Source organism: Aeromonas sp. FDAARGOS 1409 (assembly GCF_019048705.1).
In the GTDB taxonomy this organism is placed as follows: domain Bacteria; phylum Pseudomonadota; class Gammaproteobacteria; order Enterobacterales; family Aeromonadaceae; genus Aeromonas; species Aeromonas sanarellii.
This window is the reverse complement of record NZ_CP077395.1, coordinates 383,724-397,028: the sequence shown is the minus strand read 5'-3', so window position 1 is coordinate 397,028 and position 13,305 is coordinate 383,724. Positions and strand designations below refer to the sequence as shown.

Genomic DNA, 13,305 nt, shown 5'->3' with positions numbered 1-13,305 from the left:
AATGTGCCCTGTTTCTCCCTTGAGGGTCAAGCGCTCCGCTCAGGCCCAGCGGGAGAGGGGGGAGGGCATGGCGTAGGCGTAGCCTTGCTGATAGTCGCAGTCGAGCCGGTTCGCCACCTGGATATGGGCCTGGGTCTCCACCCCCTCGCACACCACGGCCATGCCGAGCCGCTGCAGGTACTTCACCAGTCCGGTCAGCATGTTGAGGGCGTGGGTGCTGAGCGCAGCCTGAAGCAGCAGGGAGCGATCCAGTTTCACTATCTCGTAGGGGAGCATCATCAGACGCTGGAAGTTGCACGCCTGGGAGCCGAAGTCGTCGCAGGCGATGTGGGCGCCATGGGCCCGCAACACCTCGATCATCTCCCTGTGCTGGCGCTTGATCCTGACGTGCTCCAGCACCTCGAACCAGATGGCTATCCCCAGCTTGCGGGCCTGGAGCAGCACCAGCAACAGCAGGTTGCGGTAGGTGGGGCTGGAGAGCGCCGGATTGAGGTTGATGGAGAGCGCATAGGGGCCTTTTTGCGCGAGCACGGGCAGATCGCGCAGTATGGCCCTCAGCATGACGATATCCAGGTGCAGGGTGTCGTCCTCGCCGAGCGCGGCGAAGTCGATGCCCAGATAGCGCTGCTGCCCGACATCCCAGCGCCTAGCCAGCGCCTCATACCCCTTGACCTGACGATCCCGGCCTATGATGGGCTGATAAAAGGGGACGGCGATATCCGCCATGTTGGCCATGGCACTCACGGGATACTCTTCTTTGAACGCAAACATGGCTCTCACCTGACCGGAACATGGCTGCGCATCATACAGGGAAGACCTAAACGGGAGCTGTAGGAAGAGTCTGATAATCAGGCTGCCACCAGAACAGGGCGGGGGCGGGCCGCAAGCGAGGTGGAGAGCGCTCTGCTCAGATCAAGGCATTCGTCTGCTGGCGGCTTTCGGCCTTCTGGAGTGGCGTACCGTGCATGGCCTGGGCCAGCCACTCCCAATCCAGTGGCGGTGTACCCGCCTTGAAGCGCTGGTAGGCCTGGCCCTGATGGATGGTCAGGAACAGGGTCGTCGACAGGCCGAGGCGGTTGAGATAGCGCACCATGACGTCACCCTGATAGTTGTGCAGGCGTTGCTGCAGTTGGGGCAGGCTCAAGCCCTGCTCCTGGCCGGTTTCATCCCAGATTGCAAACATGCGAGGTGGCTCCTGACGGTGAGGAGTCCACTGTTTCGAAAAATGCGGAGCGGGACAATTGTCAGATCTGACAGCTCCATATGGAGTCTGTCCTGAAAGGCGAAAACCCGGCGCAAGGCCGGGCTTTCTGAAGGATGGTGGAGGGAGAAGGATTCGAACCTTCGAAGGCAGAGCCGTCAGATTTACAGTCTGATCCCTTTGGCCGCTCGGGAACCCCTCCACAGGGGCATTGCAGATTGTGCTCAGGAAGATGGTGGAGGGAGAAGGATTCGAACCTTCGAAGGCAGAGCCGTCAGATTTACAGTCTGATCCCTTTGGCCGCTCGGGAACCCCTCCACGGGGTATTTTCCTGATTTTTTACTTACTTGGCGCACTTGAATGGTGGAGGGAGAAGGATTCGAACCTTCGAAGGCAGAGCCGTCAGATTTACAGTCTGATCCCTTTGGCCGCTCGGGAACCCCTCCCCAAGTGCGAGGCCGCATACTACCAGATCCGGCAAGGTTGTGAACCCCTTGGCCGCATTCTGACGACAAAAAAGTGCCGAGCGGTCATTTTTTGATACGTTTCGCTCAAAATTCACGCTTTTCAATGACTTTTATGCCGGGTCAGAGGGGGGAAGCCCGGCATGAGGCGGGCCTGGCACGGGCATAAACACGGGCATAAAAAAGAGGAGCCGCACCGGGCTCCTCCTTCATAGACCACTTTGGCGGGGCATCAGGCGTCCGGGTTGCGGGCCCGCTGGCAGCCCTGCACCGCATGGGCGATGAGTTCCAGGGCGCTCTGCTGGCTGGGGGACAGCTCGTCCGCGCACAGGGCGAGGGGGGTGACGCGCTCGCCCCACTTGATGAGGGCGGCGCCCCAGGTCAGGCCGGCCCCGAAGGCGGCGGTGAGCAGGTAGCTGTTCGGCTTGACCCGGCCCTGCTCCAGCGCCTCGCACAGGGCGATGGGCACAGTCGCAGCCGAGGTGTTGCCGTACTGCTCTATGTTGACCATCACCTTGTCCATGGCGGCGTTCATGCGCTTGACCAGGGTCTCGATGATGCGCACGTTGGCCTGGTGCGGCACGATGAGATCGACCTGCTCGGGGGCGATGCCGGCCTGGGCCAGCACGGCGCCGGTGGCCTCGCCCATGCCGCGCACGGCACGCTTGAAGATCTCCTGCCCCTCGAAGTTGAACGTGAAGAGGCCGTCGATGTCGGCAAAGCGCACCCGATCGGTGCCGAAGTTCGGCACGTGCAGTATCTCCCGCGCCTCGCTGTCACAACCGAGCTTGCTGGCAATCAGGCCGCTCTCCTGCTCGCTCGCCTCTATGATGACGGCGCCGGCGCCATCGCCGAACAGCACGGCGGTGTCGCGCTTGGCCCAGTCCAGCAACTGGGTCAGCCGTTCGGCGCCGATCACCAGCACTCGCTGCATCATGCCGGTCTGCACCAGGGAGGTGGCGACGGAGAGGGCATAGACGAAACCGGTGCAGGCGGCATTGAGGTCGAACACCGCCGCCTTGTGGGCGCCGAGGGCCTGCTGCACGGCGGAGGCGCCATTGGGCACGAGCGTGCCCGGGGTGGCGGTCGCGAGTATGATGCCATCGAGGGCGTCCGCCTCGAGGCCCGCGCAGGCCAGGGCGCGGCGGGCGGCCAGGGTGGCGAGCGCCGTGGTGCTGACGTGGGAGACCCGACGGGCCTTGATGCCGGTGCGCGGGTAGATCCACTCGTCCGAGGTATCCATGATGGTGCTGAGGTCATCATTGGTCAGCGCTGCGGGGGGCAGGCATTTTCCCCAACCGGTGATATTGGCGTATTTCATCTTGTCGTCGCTTGTCGTGATGGCCGCCCGGGGGCGGAAAATTGCGCAATTATGCCGCACGGGGCCGCCACTGTCATCCTGCGGCCTGACCAGTGTAATGGGAGTGGCGGGAGCAAGACCGTGATTTTGCTTAAATTTCCGCTTCTCCTTGTCTTAATATGAACTCCCGATCCGGCCTGCCCCACCCGAGGTGATCCCAGTGCACAAAGCGAATCTCAACCTCCTGCCCACCCTCAAGGTGCTGCTGGAGACCCGCAACATCAGCCGGGCGGCGGAGCTGCTGCACCTGAGCCAGCCCTCCATCAGCAAGCAGCTGACCCAGCTGCGCAGCGAGTTTGGCGACGAGCTGCTGGTGCGGGAGGGGCAGCGCTGGCTGCTGACCCCGAGGGCCGAGGCGCTGGCGGTCCAGCTTGCCGATTCCCTCGGTGCCCTGGAGCGGCTCTACGCGGCGCCGGAGTTTGTCCCCGAGCGCTGCGAGCGGGTGTTCCGGCTCGCTTCCTCCGACTACGTGGCCCAGCACATCCTGCCCGATATCTGCGCGGCCCTGGCGAAGGCCGCCCCCCGGGCGGCGCTGGAGTACAGCCTGTGGGACAAGCGCCTGCTGCCGCAGCTCTGGCAATCCGAGCTGGATCTGGTCTCCACCATCACGGATCTGGTGCCGGACCAGATCCGCGGCCTGCATCAGGGGGAGGACAGGCTGGTGATGCTGATGGGGCGTCAGCACCCGCTCGCGGGCACGGCGCCCAGCCTGGAGGAGTACCTCGCCTGGCCCCACCTGCAGGTGAGCGGCGGCGGCGACAAGGACAGCCCGGTGGAGCAGGTGCTGGCCCCCCTGGGGCGATCCCGTCGCTGGTTTGCCCGGGTGCCCTTCTTCCAGGCCGCGGTGGAGGTGCTGCTGCGCACCGACTGCCTGATGACCACCCCGGCCCACATCGCCTGGCAGCTCTCCCGGGAGCACGCCCTGAGCTTTTGCGATCTCCCCTTCGCCACCCGGGTCCAGCAGTATCATCTGCTGTGGCACCAGCGCCATCACCTGGATCCGGCCCACCGCTGGTTTCGCGAGCTGGCCTATCCCTTCCTGCGGGATCACCTGCAGTTCACCCTGGGGGAGAGCCGCAAGCAGCTGGCTACGGGGCCGGGCAAGCGCCGCTAGTGGCAGCGGCTTGTGCCACTCTATAGCCAACGGCTATGGGTTCTATTCATAACTTTCACTTCTGGCATAGCTGGGCGCCCCCTACCCTGAGCACATCAACCGACACTGGATTCGAAGAGAGGAGAGGGTATGGAATTGACGAGTTGGCTGGCGCTCGCCGCCATCTGCGTGATGGGAGCCATCAGCCCGGGGCCCAGCCTGGCGCTGATCATCCGCAACACGGTGCAGGGAGGGCAAGGCCACGGGGTGGCGACGGCGCTCGGCCACGGCCTGGGGGTGGGGATCTACGCCTTGATCACGGCGCTCGGCCTCTCCCTGCTGATCACCCAGACTCCGCTGCTGTTCGACCTCATCCGTTACGGTGGTGCGGCCTTCCTCGCCTGGCTCGGGGTCAAGGCGCTGCTGGCCAGGCCCGCTGGCGGCGAGTCCGGTAGCGAGGAGGGACATCCGCCACGTGGCCGTCAGGGGGCGTTCGAGGGCTTTATGGTGGCCTTCTTGAACCCCCAGCTCGCCATCTTCTTCATCGCCCTGTTCAGCCAGTTCGTGCACGCCGACACCGGCTGGCGCGAGGGGGGCATCATGATGCTGACCGCAGGGGGCATAGACGCGCTCTGGTATGTGCTGGTGGCCCTGGTGCTGTCTCGCGGGCCCGTACTCGCCTGGCTCAAGGCCAAGTCCTTCGTGATCGACAAGGTAAGCGGCCTGGTGCTGCTTGGGCTGGCCCTCAAGGTAGTGATCTAGATCCGCGTCGGGTGCCAGCGTAGTCGGCACTCTCTCAGGGCCGGGGGGATGAGGGGGTCGCCAGATGACCTTGTACCGGGTCAATCCTGCATTCTGCGGTGATCTTAAGCGGGATCAAGGCGGGGGGCGCCTGGTCTCGCTAGAGTGACGGGCATTTCTCGTCCGCCTTCAGACCAGACCCATGCAGGATCATACCCAGACTCAGCGTCTTGTACAGAATCGCCTCGAACTGCTGGCCCCGGCCAGGAACCTCGCCTATGGCATCGAGGCCATCAACCACGGCGCCGATGCCGTCTACATGGGCGGCCCCGCCTTCGGTGCCCGCAGCGCGGCGGGCAACAGCATCGAGGATATCGAAGCGCTGGCGCGCCACGCCCACCGCTTCGGCGCCCAGGTGTTCGTCGCCTTCAACACCCTGCTGCACGACCACGAGCTGGAGCAGGCCCGGCGCCTGACCCACCAGATCTACGAGGCGGGGGCCGATGCGCTGATCGTGCAGGACATGGGCCTGCTGGCGCTCGATCTTCCTCCCATAGCGCTGCACGCCAGCACCCAGACCGACAACCGCACGCCGGAAAAGGTGAAGTTCTTGCAGGACGTGGGCTTCTCCCAGGTGGTGCTGGCGCGCGAACTCTCGCTCGAGCAGATCCGTGCCATCAGCGCCCAGACCCAGGTGCAGCTGGAGTTCTTTATCCACGGCGCGCTCTGTGTCTCCTACAGCGGCCAGTGCAACATCAGTCACGCCCGCACCGGCCGCAGCGCGAACCGCGGCGAGTGCGCCCAGCTCTGCCGGCTGCCCTGCTCCCTGCAAACGCCTGCGGGGGAGGTGCTGGTGGAAAACAGCCACCTGCTCTCCTTGAAAGACATGGATCAGACCGACAACCTGGAGGCGCTGATCGCCGCGGGCATCCGCTCCTTCAAGATCGAGGGGCGCCTCAAGGGGCTCGACTACGTCAAGAACGTCACCGCCTGGTATCGCCAGAAGCTGGATGCCATTCTGGAGAGCCGCTCCGATCTGGTGGCCGCTTCCGCCGGTCGCTGTAGCTATGGTTTCACGCCGGATCCGAAGAAGAGCTTCAACCGGGGCAGCACCGACTACTTCCTCCATGGCCGAAAGCCGGGGATCGACTCGCCGCGCAGCCCGAAATACGTGGGTGAACCGCTGGGCCGCGTCAGCAGGGTGACCCGAGACGGCATCGAGATAGACGGGCAGCCCGTGGCCCTCAACAACGGCGATGGCCTCGGCTTCTTCAAGCCGGGGGGCGAGCTGGTGGGGATGCGCCTGAACAAGGTGGACGGCAAGCAATTGCTGCTGTCAGAGCCCGTACCCGGGCTCAAGGTCGGTGCCGAAATTTACCGCAACCACGATCAGGCCTTCAGCAAGCAGCTCGAAAAGGCGAGCAGCGAGCGCCGCATCCGGGTCGATATGCGGCTATCGGAGTGCGACGAGGGATTGCGGCTCGCGCTCTGCGACGAGCAGGGCATTGGTGCCGCCGTCACGCTCCCCTGCGACAAGCAGCCGGCCGACAACCCGGCACGGGCGCTGCAACAGGCGCGGGATCAGCTTGGCAAACTCGGCAACACCCTGTTTGTGGCTCGCCAGATTGAGCTGGCATTCACCACTCCCCTGTTTATTGCCGCCTCACAACTCAACGGCCTGCGCCGGGACGCCATCGCCGCCCTGGAGGCGGCGCGTCTTGCCGCCTATCGGCGACCCGAGCGACGCATCCCCCTGCGTGACGTCCCCTATCCCCAACACCGCCTCTCCTACCTTGGCAACGTGCTGAACAGTGCGGCCGAGCAGTTCTTCCGCGAACACGGGGTGGAACGCATCGCCCCCGCCTATGAGGCGAACCAGGAACAGGGGGAGGTGGTGCTGATGACAACGAAGCACTGCATCCGCTACAGCCAGAATCTCTGCCCCAAGGAAGTGCCAGGCCTGAAGCCAGAGCCGCTGGAGCTCAAGATGGGCAAGGAGAGTTTCCGCCTGCGCTTTGACTGCCGCCGCTGCGAGATGCAGGTGATGGGGAGCCTCAAGCGCTGACAGCTGCCCGTGTGGGGATAGGGTGGCAGCGGATTAGATGGCAGTATGGGGCGGCGCTGCCCAAGGGGCTTGTCTCTCTAAGCAGCCCCATACCGTCAGCTGACAAAGGAACCGTCATGAAGATCGATGCACTGCCGTTTTGCACGACCCGCTGGGCCGATATAACGCCGACCGAGCACAAGGGGGAACGCGGCGTCGCCCGCTGGCACAGCCAGCAGTTCGGGGATCTGCGGGTGCGGATGGTGGATACTCACCCGGGTATCTGGCGGATCACTGGTGCAGCAAGGGCCATGTGCTGCTCTGCCTCGAGGGGGAGCTGCACACCGAGCTGCAGGATGGCCGCGTCTTCACCCTGACGCCGGGTATGAGCTATCAGGTGGCCGATGACGCCGAGCCCCATCGCTCCTACACCGAACCGGGCGCCCGCCTCTTTATCGTCGACTGAGCCGTTTTTCCCGTTTACCTCGGAGCTTGCCATGCTTGAACTCAGACCGAACTGTGAATGCTGTGACAAGGATCTGCCCGCCGACACGGCGACGGCCTATATCTGCTCCTTCGAGTGCACCTTCTGCGCCGAGTGCAACGATCAGTATCTGCACCTGACCTGCCCCAACTGCGGCGGCGAGCTGGTCAGGCGCCCGCGCCGCCCGGCGGCCAAGCTGGTGAACCATCCCGCCTCCCTCCAGCGCATCTTCAATCCGGACCTCAAGGCGACCCTGGGCAAGGGGCGCTAGGGCCGCCGTCCCCATGGAGGAATACCTGCCGGCAAGGGGCGCCACTATCCTGCCCGCGTCTCCAGCCATCAGGGGAAGCGGTACGGCAGTGGGACCATGACGGGGTGGACAAGACCGGGCCGCTGGGGGGCTGTGCCGGTGGGCGAGCGCCCACCGGAAGGTTCGCGCGCAACCCTGGCGGGTCGCCGACGACACACTATGGCTTGGCGAACTGATCGGCGCTCAGCACCTCGATGCCAACGAAGGGCTGATCCCCCTCGACCCAGGCATCGTGCCCCGGCGGTATGGTGTAGGACTCGCCGGCGTTGATGGTCTTGAGGGTGCCATCTGCCAGGCGTACCGTGAGCGACCCCGAGACGGCGTAACCCAGGTGCGAGAGCTGGCATTGCTCCGTCTTGACGACAGGTTTGATGCAGTCAGACCAGCGCCAGCCGGGGGCGAAGTTGAACCGCCCTATGGTGTAGCCATCGAGTTTGACGACCTCGACCCGGGTCTTGTCGGGGGTGCGTACCTCGTCGGGGGCGCCGTGGGATCGCACCTGAAATTGAGTGACGGTGACTGGAGTTAACATGTTGCCTCCTCATTTCAAACGGATCGCAGCCCAGGGCCGCGACCGGATCGCCAGGAACACGCCGTGATCTCTCTGGTCAACACGTTGGCAAGGCACAGCGTCATCCCGGTAGGTGAAGTATTCGCCCAAACGGGCGCAGGCGCAGGGGAGGGAGAGCCGTCACGGGCAAGTATTCGAGCCAGGGGCGGCGTCCCGGTTCTTCCAGGTTGACGCCGTCGGTATAAACGCTGTTTTTTCAATCCCTTGCCTTGATAGTGCCATACGACGCCCATGACAGTGCAGACCGGATGGATTGGGTGCCAGGGTCCGAATGGCACCTGGTCGGGGAGAGGATGCGGCGGATCAGCGCGGGATCCCCTCGAGGTGCAGCAGCGCCTGCTTGATGGGCAGGCCTCCCGCATAGCCGGTGAGGCTGCCGCTTTGGCCGATCACGCGATGGCAGGGGATGATGATGGACAGCGGATTGCGGCCATTCGCGGCCCCCACGGCGCGGCTCGCACTCGGCTTGCCGATGGCGCGGGCGATGTCGCCGTAGCTGCGGGTCTCCCCGTAGGGGATGTCGCACAGCGCCTGCCACACCGCTTGCTGAAACGCCGTGCCCCGCGCCGCGAGCGGCAGCGTGAAGCGCTGCAAGCGCCCTGCGAAGTAGGCCTCAAACTCGGCGAGGAAGGGGGCCAGCGCCTCGCCGTCCTGCCGCCAGCCGCTCATGTCGGGCAAGGGGCGCAGCCCTGCCACAAAGTCCACGTGCACCAGGCCGCGATCGTCGATGGCGATCAGCAGCCGACCGCACAGGGTCTCCAGAAAGTCGTAACGGATCATGATGTCGTCTCCTCGTCCTGTTTACGTCCGGGCTGCGTGAGCAGCGCCGGTTGCTCGCTCATGGCGTGCCACAGCCAGCTCGCGGCATAGGCGCGCCACGGCTGCCAGGGGGCGCTGCGCACTGTCATCTGTTTAACCGGCAGCTTGTCACCGCCCCCGAGCGCCTTTTGCAGCACGAGATCCGAGGCGGGGAAGGCATCCGTGTCCAGCCCGCAGCGCAGCCGCCAGTAGGCGACCGTCCAGGGGCCTATGCCCGGCAGCGCGAGCAGTTGCTCGTCGCTTGCCGTGCCCAGAATGAGCGCGCCGCTCGCGAGCGCCGAGGCCAGCCCCTGCAGCGTGCGGATGCGGCTGCCCGGCATGCCGATGCCGTCGAGATCCAGCTCGCACAGCTGGGCCGGGGTGGGCAGCTGAGCCGTGCCGAACTGAGCCAGGGTGCGCGCCACCAGGCGCCCCATGATGGTGATGGCGCCCTTGACCGACACCTGCTGGCCGACGATGGCGCGCAGCATCACCTCGTACTCGTCCCAACCCCCCGGCAGCCGCACCCCGGGCCAGCACCCCTGTATGCCGGCGAGCAGCGGATCCTGCCCCAGGTGCTCGCCGATGCGCCCCATGTCCGCGTCGAGATCCCACATGCGGCGCACGCGGTACAGGATGTCCGGCAGCGCGCCCGGCGGCAGATCCCGCACCGTCAGCCTGAGCCGGCTGCCTTCGACCGGCTCGATGCGGATGAGCCCCTCCTGTTCGCCGACGCGGTGACGGCGCTCGTAGCCGTGCTCATCCACGCGCTCCAGCCCCGGAATGGCGCGCAGGCGGTAGAACGCGAGCATGGCCTGCGCGTCGAACGGCGGGCGATACAGCAGGTGCAGCTGCAGGCTCGATTGCGGTGCCGCGTTGCCAGTCTCCCCTTCCTGCTTGCGCAGGGCGCCCGGCGCCATGCCGTACGCCTGGTGCCAGGCGTCGTTGAAGCGGCGAATGCTCGCAAAGCCTGCGGCAAACGCGACGTCCGTGATCGGCAGCCGCGTCTCCGTCAGCAGCCGCTTCGCGAGCAGCAGGCGGCGCGTCTGCTCCACCTGTTTCGGCGACGCGCCGAGGTGTTGCTCGAACTGGCGCCTCAGCGTGCGCTCCGTGATCCCGGCCTGCTGCGCGAGCGTGCCCAGGTTGTGATCCGCGAGCTCGCCGCGCTCGATGCGCGCCAGCACCTGGGCGACGAGCGGCGGTAGATCCCCGCTCTGCGCTGGTGCGAGCTCAGGGCGACAGCGCAGGCAGGGCCGCAGCCCGTGCTGCTCCGCCGCCGCCGCGAAGCGAAAATACTGCACGTTGTGCTCGTGCGGTGCGCGCGCCGGGCATACGGGGCGGCAATAGATGCCGGTGGACAGCACGCCGGTGAAGAAGCGGCCGTCGAACCGCGCGTCCCGTGCGAGCCGGGCGGCGTGGCACTGATCGCGGGTGAGGCCGGGGATGATCTCGTCTTTGGGGGAGGAGACGGGGGACTCTGTGTTCATGGTGTGACTCGGCTCGCTGTGGGCATATCCCAGAGACTAAGCGGGGTCGAGGGGGGTGACTAGCCAGAAACGGACAGGGATAGCAAAAATAGTCGGGCAGGGGGAAAGTGGGCGCGAGATGAGTCGCGCCCGGGAGCGGTTATTTCAGGTAACGCTGTTCGAGGTGCTTGCGCAGCCACTGGGGATTGAGCGCCTCGCCGGTCGCGCGCTGGATCAGCGTGTCGGTATCGTGCCGGCTGCCTTGCGACCAGATGTGGCGACCGAGCCAGTCGAAGATCTCCGGCAGGCGGCCGGACGCCACGAGCGTGCCCATGTCGCCGAGCTCACGCTCGAGCGCGAAGCGCAGCTGCGCCGCGTACATGGCGCCGAGCGTGTAACTCGGGAAGTAGCCGAACGAGCCGTCCGTCCAGTGGATGTCCTGCATGCAGCCGTTCTGGTAGTTGCCCTTCGTGGACAGGCCGAGCCACTGCTGCATCTTAGCATCCCACAGTTCGGGGATGTCCGCGACCTCGATGCGCCCTTCTATCAAGTCGCGCTCCAGTTCGTAGCGCAGGATCACGTGCGCCGGGTACGTCACCTCGTCCGCATCGACGCGGATGAAGCCGGGCTCGACCCTGTTGTACAGCTTCTCGAGGTTCGCCGGTGCGAGCGCGTCCTGTGCGCCGAAGTGCGCGCGAATGCGCGGCGCGATCAGCGCGAGGAACGCGGGGTGATGGCCGAGCTGCATCTCGCAGAACAGGCTCTGGCTCTCGTGAATGCCCATGGAGCGTGCCTCGGCCACCGGCTGGCCGAGCAGTGCGCGCGGCAGGCCCTGCTCGTAGCGCGCGTGGCCCGTCTCGTGGACTATGCCCATCAGGCTGGAGACGAACTCCTGCTCGTTGTAGCGCGTGGTGATGCGCACGTCCGTCGGCACGCCGCCGCAGAACGGGTGGCTGCTCACGTCGAGCCGGCCGTGCGCGAAATCAAAGCCGAGCAGCCCCATCACCTCCTGGCCGAGCGCCTGCTGCGTCGGGATCGGGAACGGGCCTTGCGGCGTCAGGATCACGTCGCTCTTCTGCCGTTCACTCACGCGCTGGATAAGATCCGGCAGCCAGCTCGTCAGATCGCCGAAGATCTGATCCAGCCTCGCGCTCGTCATACCGGGTTCGTACAGCGCCAGCATGGCGTCATAGGGGCGCACCCCGAGCGCCTCGGCGCGCAGGCGAGCCACCTCCCGCGACAGGCGCACCACCTCCTCGAGGTTCGGGGCAAAGCCTGCCCAGTCGTTCTCCTTGCGCTGGCGACGCCAGGCGTGCTCGCACTTGCTGCCGGTCAGGGAGAGCGCCTCCACCAGATCGCTTGGCAGCAGGCTCGCATCCTGCCAGTGGCGCTTGATCTCCGCGAGGTTCGCACGCTGGGTCGCATCCAGTGGTTCTTCTTCGGCCGCCGCTATCCAGTCGCCGAGTTCCGGGGCGGTGCGCTTGCCGTGGATCAGCACGCCGAGCTCCGCCATCGCCTCGGCGCGGGCCTCGTTGCCCCCCTCCGGCATCATGGCGGCTTGATCCCAGCCGCAGATGGCGGACAGGTGGGAGAGGCGGTGCAGTTGTTGCTGATGTTGTTCGAGTTTCTGATATGACATGGGATTGTCCTTGTTATCGTCCCTGATGGTATGCACCCCGTACCTGGCATGATCGGGGCCGTCCGATGCTAGCACTGTGCCGCGGGCGGGGGCCACCCTCAGGCAGTCAGCCTAGGCGCTTCTGGTGCCGTTCGCGGTTTTCCGCCTTCTTGCGCTCGCTCTTGCGCAGCAATACGTAGAGCGCGCCGCTGCCGCCGTGGCGGCGCTCGGCGCTGTGCATGGCCATCACGGCAGGCAGCTGTGGCAACCAGGCGCTGACATGGCTCTTGAGCAGGGCGCGCGGCGTGCTGCGCTCCCCCTTGCCGTGCAGGATCAGCAGGCAGCGGATGTCCCGCACTTCGCACTCCGCAATGAACTGCACCAGGGCGGTTCGCGCCTCGTTGAGCGTCTTGTGGTGCAGGTCGAGGGAGCCCTGCAACTCGTACTTGCCGAGGCGCAGCTTCTTGTAGACCCCCTCCTGCACGCCGTCACGCTTGAAGCCGATGATGGCGTGGGGGTCCAGCATCTCGACAGCCTCAGTGCCGAGGTGATCCAGGGTGAGTTGCTCGGCGGTGGCGGCCTCCCGGCGCGCGAGCTGCGCCTCGGTCGGCTGGCCGTTGCCCGCAACGGGGGCGATGTGGTCGCTGCGCAGCGGCCGCACGTCGGCCACTTCCTGCAGGAACAGTGAGAGTTCGTCGTCATGAGACACGGCAGGCTCCCCGCATGAGAATGAGGGAGCCATTATAGCGGGCCTGGCCTGTGCTTAGAATGGCGGGGCGGGCGAGTGGGGGCCTTGCCCGGCGGGACGCCGTCTGCATCCCCCTTGATGGCAGGCCCCTGGGGGTTATTGTCCTTCTTTCGGCGGCTCGGCGTGCATCACCTTGTAGATGAAATAGACCGCATAGGCGCTGATGAGCAGGAAGGTGCCGATAATCACCAGCATGGACATCAGCCCCACGCTGTTGCCGAACATCAGGTTCATCCAGAATTCCATCTCGTTCACTCCTGTCATTGCGCGATGACAGGCATGATAAATACCCCTTTGGGAGGGTGGAGATGATCTCGATCAACTCCCTCCCTGGTTATTTAATCGGCATCGGATTCTGTGAGCAGGCTCCCATCCGGCACCCTCGTCGGGGGCAGGGGGGCCGAAAA

14 protein-coding genes and 3 tRNA genes are annotated in these 13,305 nt (G+C 65.5%); 5 read left to right on the top strand and 12 right to left on the bottom strand.

Annotation, left to right across the window (positions count from 1 at the left end; translation table 11 throughout):
* Positions 1 to 39 precede the first annotated feature (39 nt).
* The 6 genes from I6L39_RS01865 to I6L39_RS01840 all read right to left on the bottom strand — a co-directional run bounded on the left by I6L39_RS01865 (position 40) and on the right by I6L39_RS01840 (position 2,986).
* Positions 40 to 771: an EAL domain-containing protein gene (locus tag I6L39_RS01865; RefSeq protein WP_042074898.1), complete on the bottom strand. Its 732-nt coding sequence runs from the start codon at positions 769 to 771 to the stop codon at positions 40 to 42.
* A gap of 136 nt (positions 772 to 907) precedes the next feature.
* Positions 908 to 1,183 carry a hypothetical protein gene (locus I6L39_RS01860; protein ID WP_042074895.1) on the bottom strand — a complete coding sequence of 92 codons (276 nt, stop codon included), beginning with the start codon at positions 1,181 to 1,183 and terminating at the stop codon, positions 908 to 910.
* A 135-nt stretch (positions 1,184 to 1,318) separates the two neighbouring features.
* A tRNA-Tyr gene (locus I6L39_RS01855) sits at positions 1,319 to 1,403 on the bottom strand.
* A gap of 31 nt (positions 1,404 to 1,434) precedes the next feature.
* Positions 1,435 to 1,519, bottom strand: a tRNA-Tyr gene (locus tag I6L39_RS01850).
* A gap of 43 nt (positions 1,520 to 1,562) precedes the next feature.
* Positions 1,563 to 1,647: transfer RNA gene (locus I6L39_RS01845), tRNA-Tyr, on the bottom strand.
* Between the two features lie 250 nt (positions 1,648 to 1,897).
* A complete protein-coding gene (locus tag I6L39_RS01840; RefSeq protein ID WP_216990872.1) occupies positions 1,898 to 2,986 on the bottom strand; it encodes a ketoacyl-ACP synthase III in 1,089 nt (362 codons plus the stop codon).
* Positions 2,987 to 3,185: 199 nt separating this feature from the next.
* Here I6L39_RS01840 and I6L39_RS01835 point away from each other — a divergent pair, with 199 nt between their 5' ends.
* From I6L39_RS01835 to I6L39_RS01815, 5 genes are all read left to right on the top strand, one after another.
* Positions 3,186 to 4,139, top strand: coding sequence for a LysR family transcriptional regulator (locus I6L39_RS01835; RefSeq protein ID WP_216990871.1), 954 nt, complete (start codon positions 3,186 to 3,188; stop codon positions 4,137 to 4,139).
* A 129-nt stretch (positions 4,140 to 4,268) separates the two neighbouring features.
* Positions 4,269 to 4,880 (top strand): LysE family translocator, encoded by a 612-nt coding sequence (locus tag I6L39_RS01830; RefSeq protein ID WP_216990870.1) that lies wholly within the window; start codon positions 4,269 to 4,271, stop codon positions 4,878 to 4,880.
* A 181-nt stretch (positions 4,881 to 5,061) separates the two neighbouring features.
* A complete protein-coding gene (locus I6L39_RS01825; protein WP_216990869.1) occupies positions 5,062 to 6,924 on the top strand; it encodes a U32 family peptidase in 1,863 nt (620 codons plus the stop codon).
* 292 nt (positions 6,925 to 7,216) lie between these two features.
* Positions 7,217 to 7,369 carry a DHCW motif cupin fold protein gene (locus I6L39_RS20225; protein WP_254203714.1) on the top strand — a complete coding sequence of 51 codons (153 nt, stop codon included), beginning with the start codon at positions 7,217 to 7,219 and terminating at the stop codon, positions 7,367 to 7,369.
* Between the two features lie 31 nt (positions 7,370 to 7,400).
* Positions 7,401 to 7,658, top strand: coding sequence for a DUF1272 domain-containing protein (locus tag I6L39_RS01815; RefSeq protein ID WP_216990868.1), 258 nt, complete (start codon positions 7,401 to 7,403; stop codon positions 7,656 to 7,658).
* 196 nt (positions 7,659 to 7,854) lie between these two features.
* Here I6L39_RS01815 and I6L39_RS01810 read toward each other — a convergent pair whose 3' ends face one another.
* The 6 genes from I6L39_RS01810 to I6L39_RS01785 all read right to left on the bottom strand — a co-directional run bounded on the left by I6L39_RS01810 (position 7,855) and on the right by I6L39_RS01785 (position 13,144).
* Complete coding sequence (locus I6L39_RS01810; RefSeq protein ID WP_254203712.1) at positions 7,855 to 8,229, bottom strand: cupin domain-containing protein; 375 nt, start codon at positions 8,227 to 8,229, stop codon at positions 7,855 to 7,857.
* Between the two features lie 342 nt (positions 8,230 to 8,571).
* Positions 8,572 to 9,048, bottom strand: a complete 477-nt coding sequence (locus I6L39_RS01805; RefSeq protein ID WP_216990867.1) for a methylated-DNA--[protein]-cysteine S-methyltransferase — start codon at positions 9,046 to 9,048, stop codon at positions 8,572 to 8,574.
* Complete coding sequence (locus I6L39_RS01800; protein ID WP_216990866.1) at positions 9,045 to 10,553, bottom strand: AlkA N-terminal domain-containing protein; 1,509 nt, start codon at positions 10,551 to 10,553, stop codon at positions 9,045 to 9,047. The genes I6L39_RS01805 and I6L39_RS01800 overlap by 4 nt, the downstream gene beginning before the upstream one ends.
* A gap of 139 nt (positions 10,554 to 10,692) precedes the next feature.
* Complete coding sequence (locus I6L39_RS01795) at positions 10,693 to 12,171, bottom strand: carboxypeptidase M32 (RefSeq protein ID WP_216990865.1); 1,479 nt, start codon at positions 12,169 to 12,171, stop codon at positions 10,693 to 10,695.
* A 106-nt stretch (positions 12,172 to 12,277) separates the two neighbouring features.
* The gene (gene smrA, locus I6L39_RS01790; RefSeq protein ID WP_216990864.1) at positions 12,278 to 12,859 is read right to left on the bottom strand and encodes a DNA endonuclease SmrA; all 582 of its coding nucleotides are present in this window, start codon (positions 12,857 to 12,859) and stop codon (positions 12,278 to 12,280) included.
* A gap of 135 nt (positions 12,860 to 12,994) precedes the next feature.
* A complete protein-coding gene (locus I6L39_RS01785; protein ID WP_081805766.1) occupies positions 12,995 to 13,144 on the bottom strand; it encodes a DUF3149 domain-containing protein in 150 nt (49 codons plus the stop codon).
* Positions 13,145 to 13,305 lie beyond the last annotated feature (161 nt).

Coding starts and splice junctions, on each gene's coding strand:
- I6L39_RS01840 (WP_216990872.1), bottom strand. CDS start 2,986: ATGAAATACGCCAATATCACCGGTTGGGGAAAATGCCTGCCCCCCGCA.
- I6L39_RS01800 (WP_216990866.1), bottom strand. CDS start 10,553: ATGAACACAGAGTCCCCCGTCTCCTCCCCCAAAGACGAGATCATCCCC.
- I6L39_RS01865 (WP_042074898.1), bottom strand. CDS start 771: ATGTTTGCGTTCAAAGAAGAGTATCCCGTGAGTGCCATGGCCAACATG.
- I6L39_RS01795 (WP_216990865.1), bottom strand. CDS start 12,171: ATGTCATATCAGAAACTCGAACAACATCAGCAACAACTGCACCGCCTC.
- I6L39_RS01785 (WP_081805766.1), bottom strand. CDS start 13,144: ATGGAATTCTGGATGAACCTGATGTTCGGCAACAGCGTGGGGCTGATG.
- I6L39_RS01810 (WP_254203712.1), bottom strand. CDS start 8,229: ATGTTAACTCCAGTCACCGTCACTCAATTTCAGGTGCGATCCCACGGC.
- I6L39_RS01825 (WP_216990869.1), top strand. CDS start 5,062: ATGCAGGATCATACCCAGACTCAGCGTCTTGTACAGAATCGCCTCGAA.
- I6L39_RS01860 (WP_042074895.1), bottom strand. CDS start 1,183: ATGTTTGCAATCTGGGATGAAACCGGCCAGGAGCAGGGCTTGAGCCTG.
- I6L39_RS01805 (WP_216990867.1), bottom strand. CDS start 9,048: ATGATCCGTTACGACTTTCTGGAGACCCTGTGCGGTCGGCTGCTGATC.
- I6L39_RS01815 (WP_216990868.1), top strand. CDS start 7,401: ATGCTTGAACTCAGACCGAACTGTGAATGCTGTGACAAGGATCTGCCC.
- I6L39_RS01830 (WP_216990870.1), top strand. CDS start 4,269: ATGGAATTGACGAGTTGGCTGGCGCTCGCCGCCATCTGCGTGATGGGA.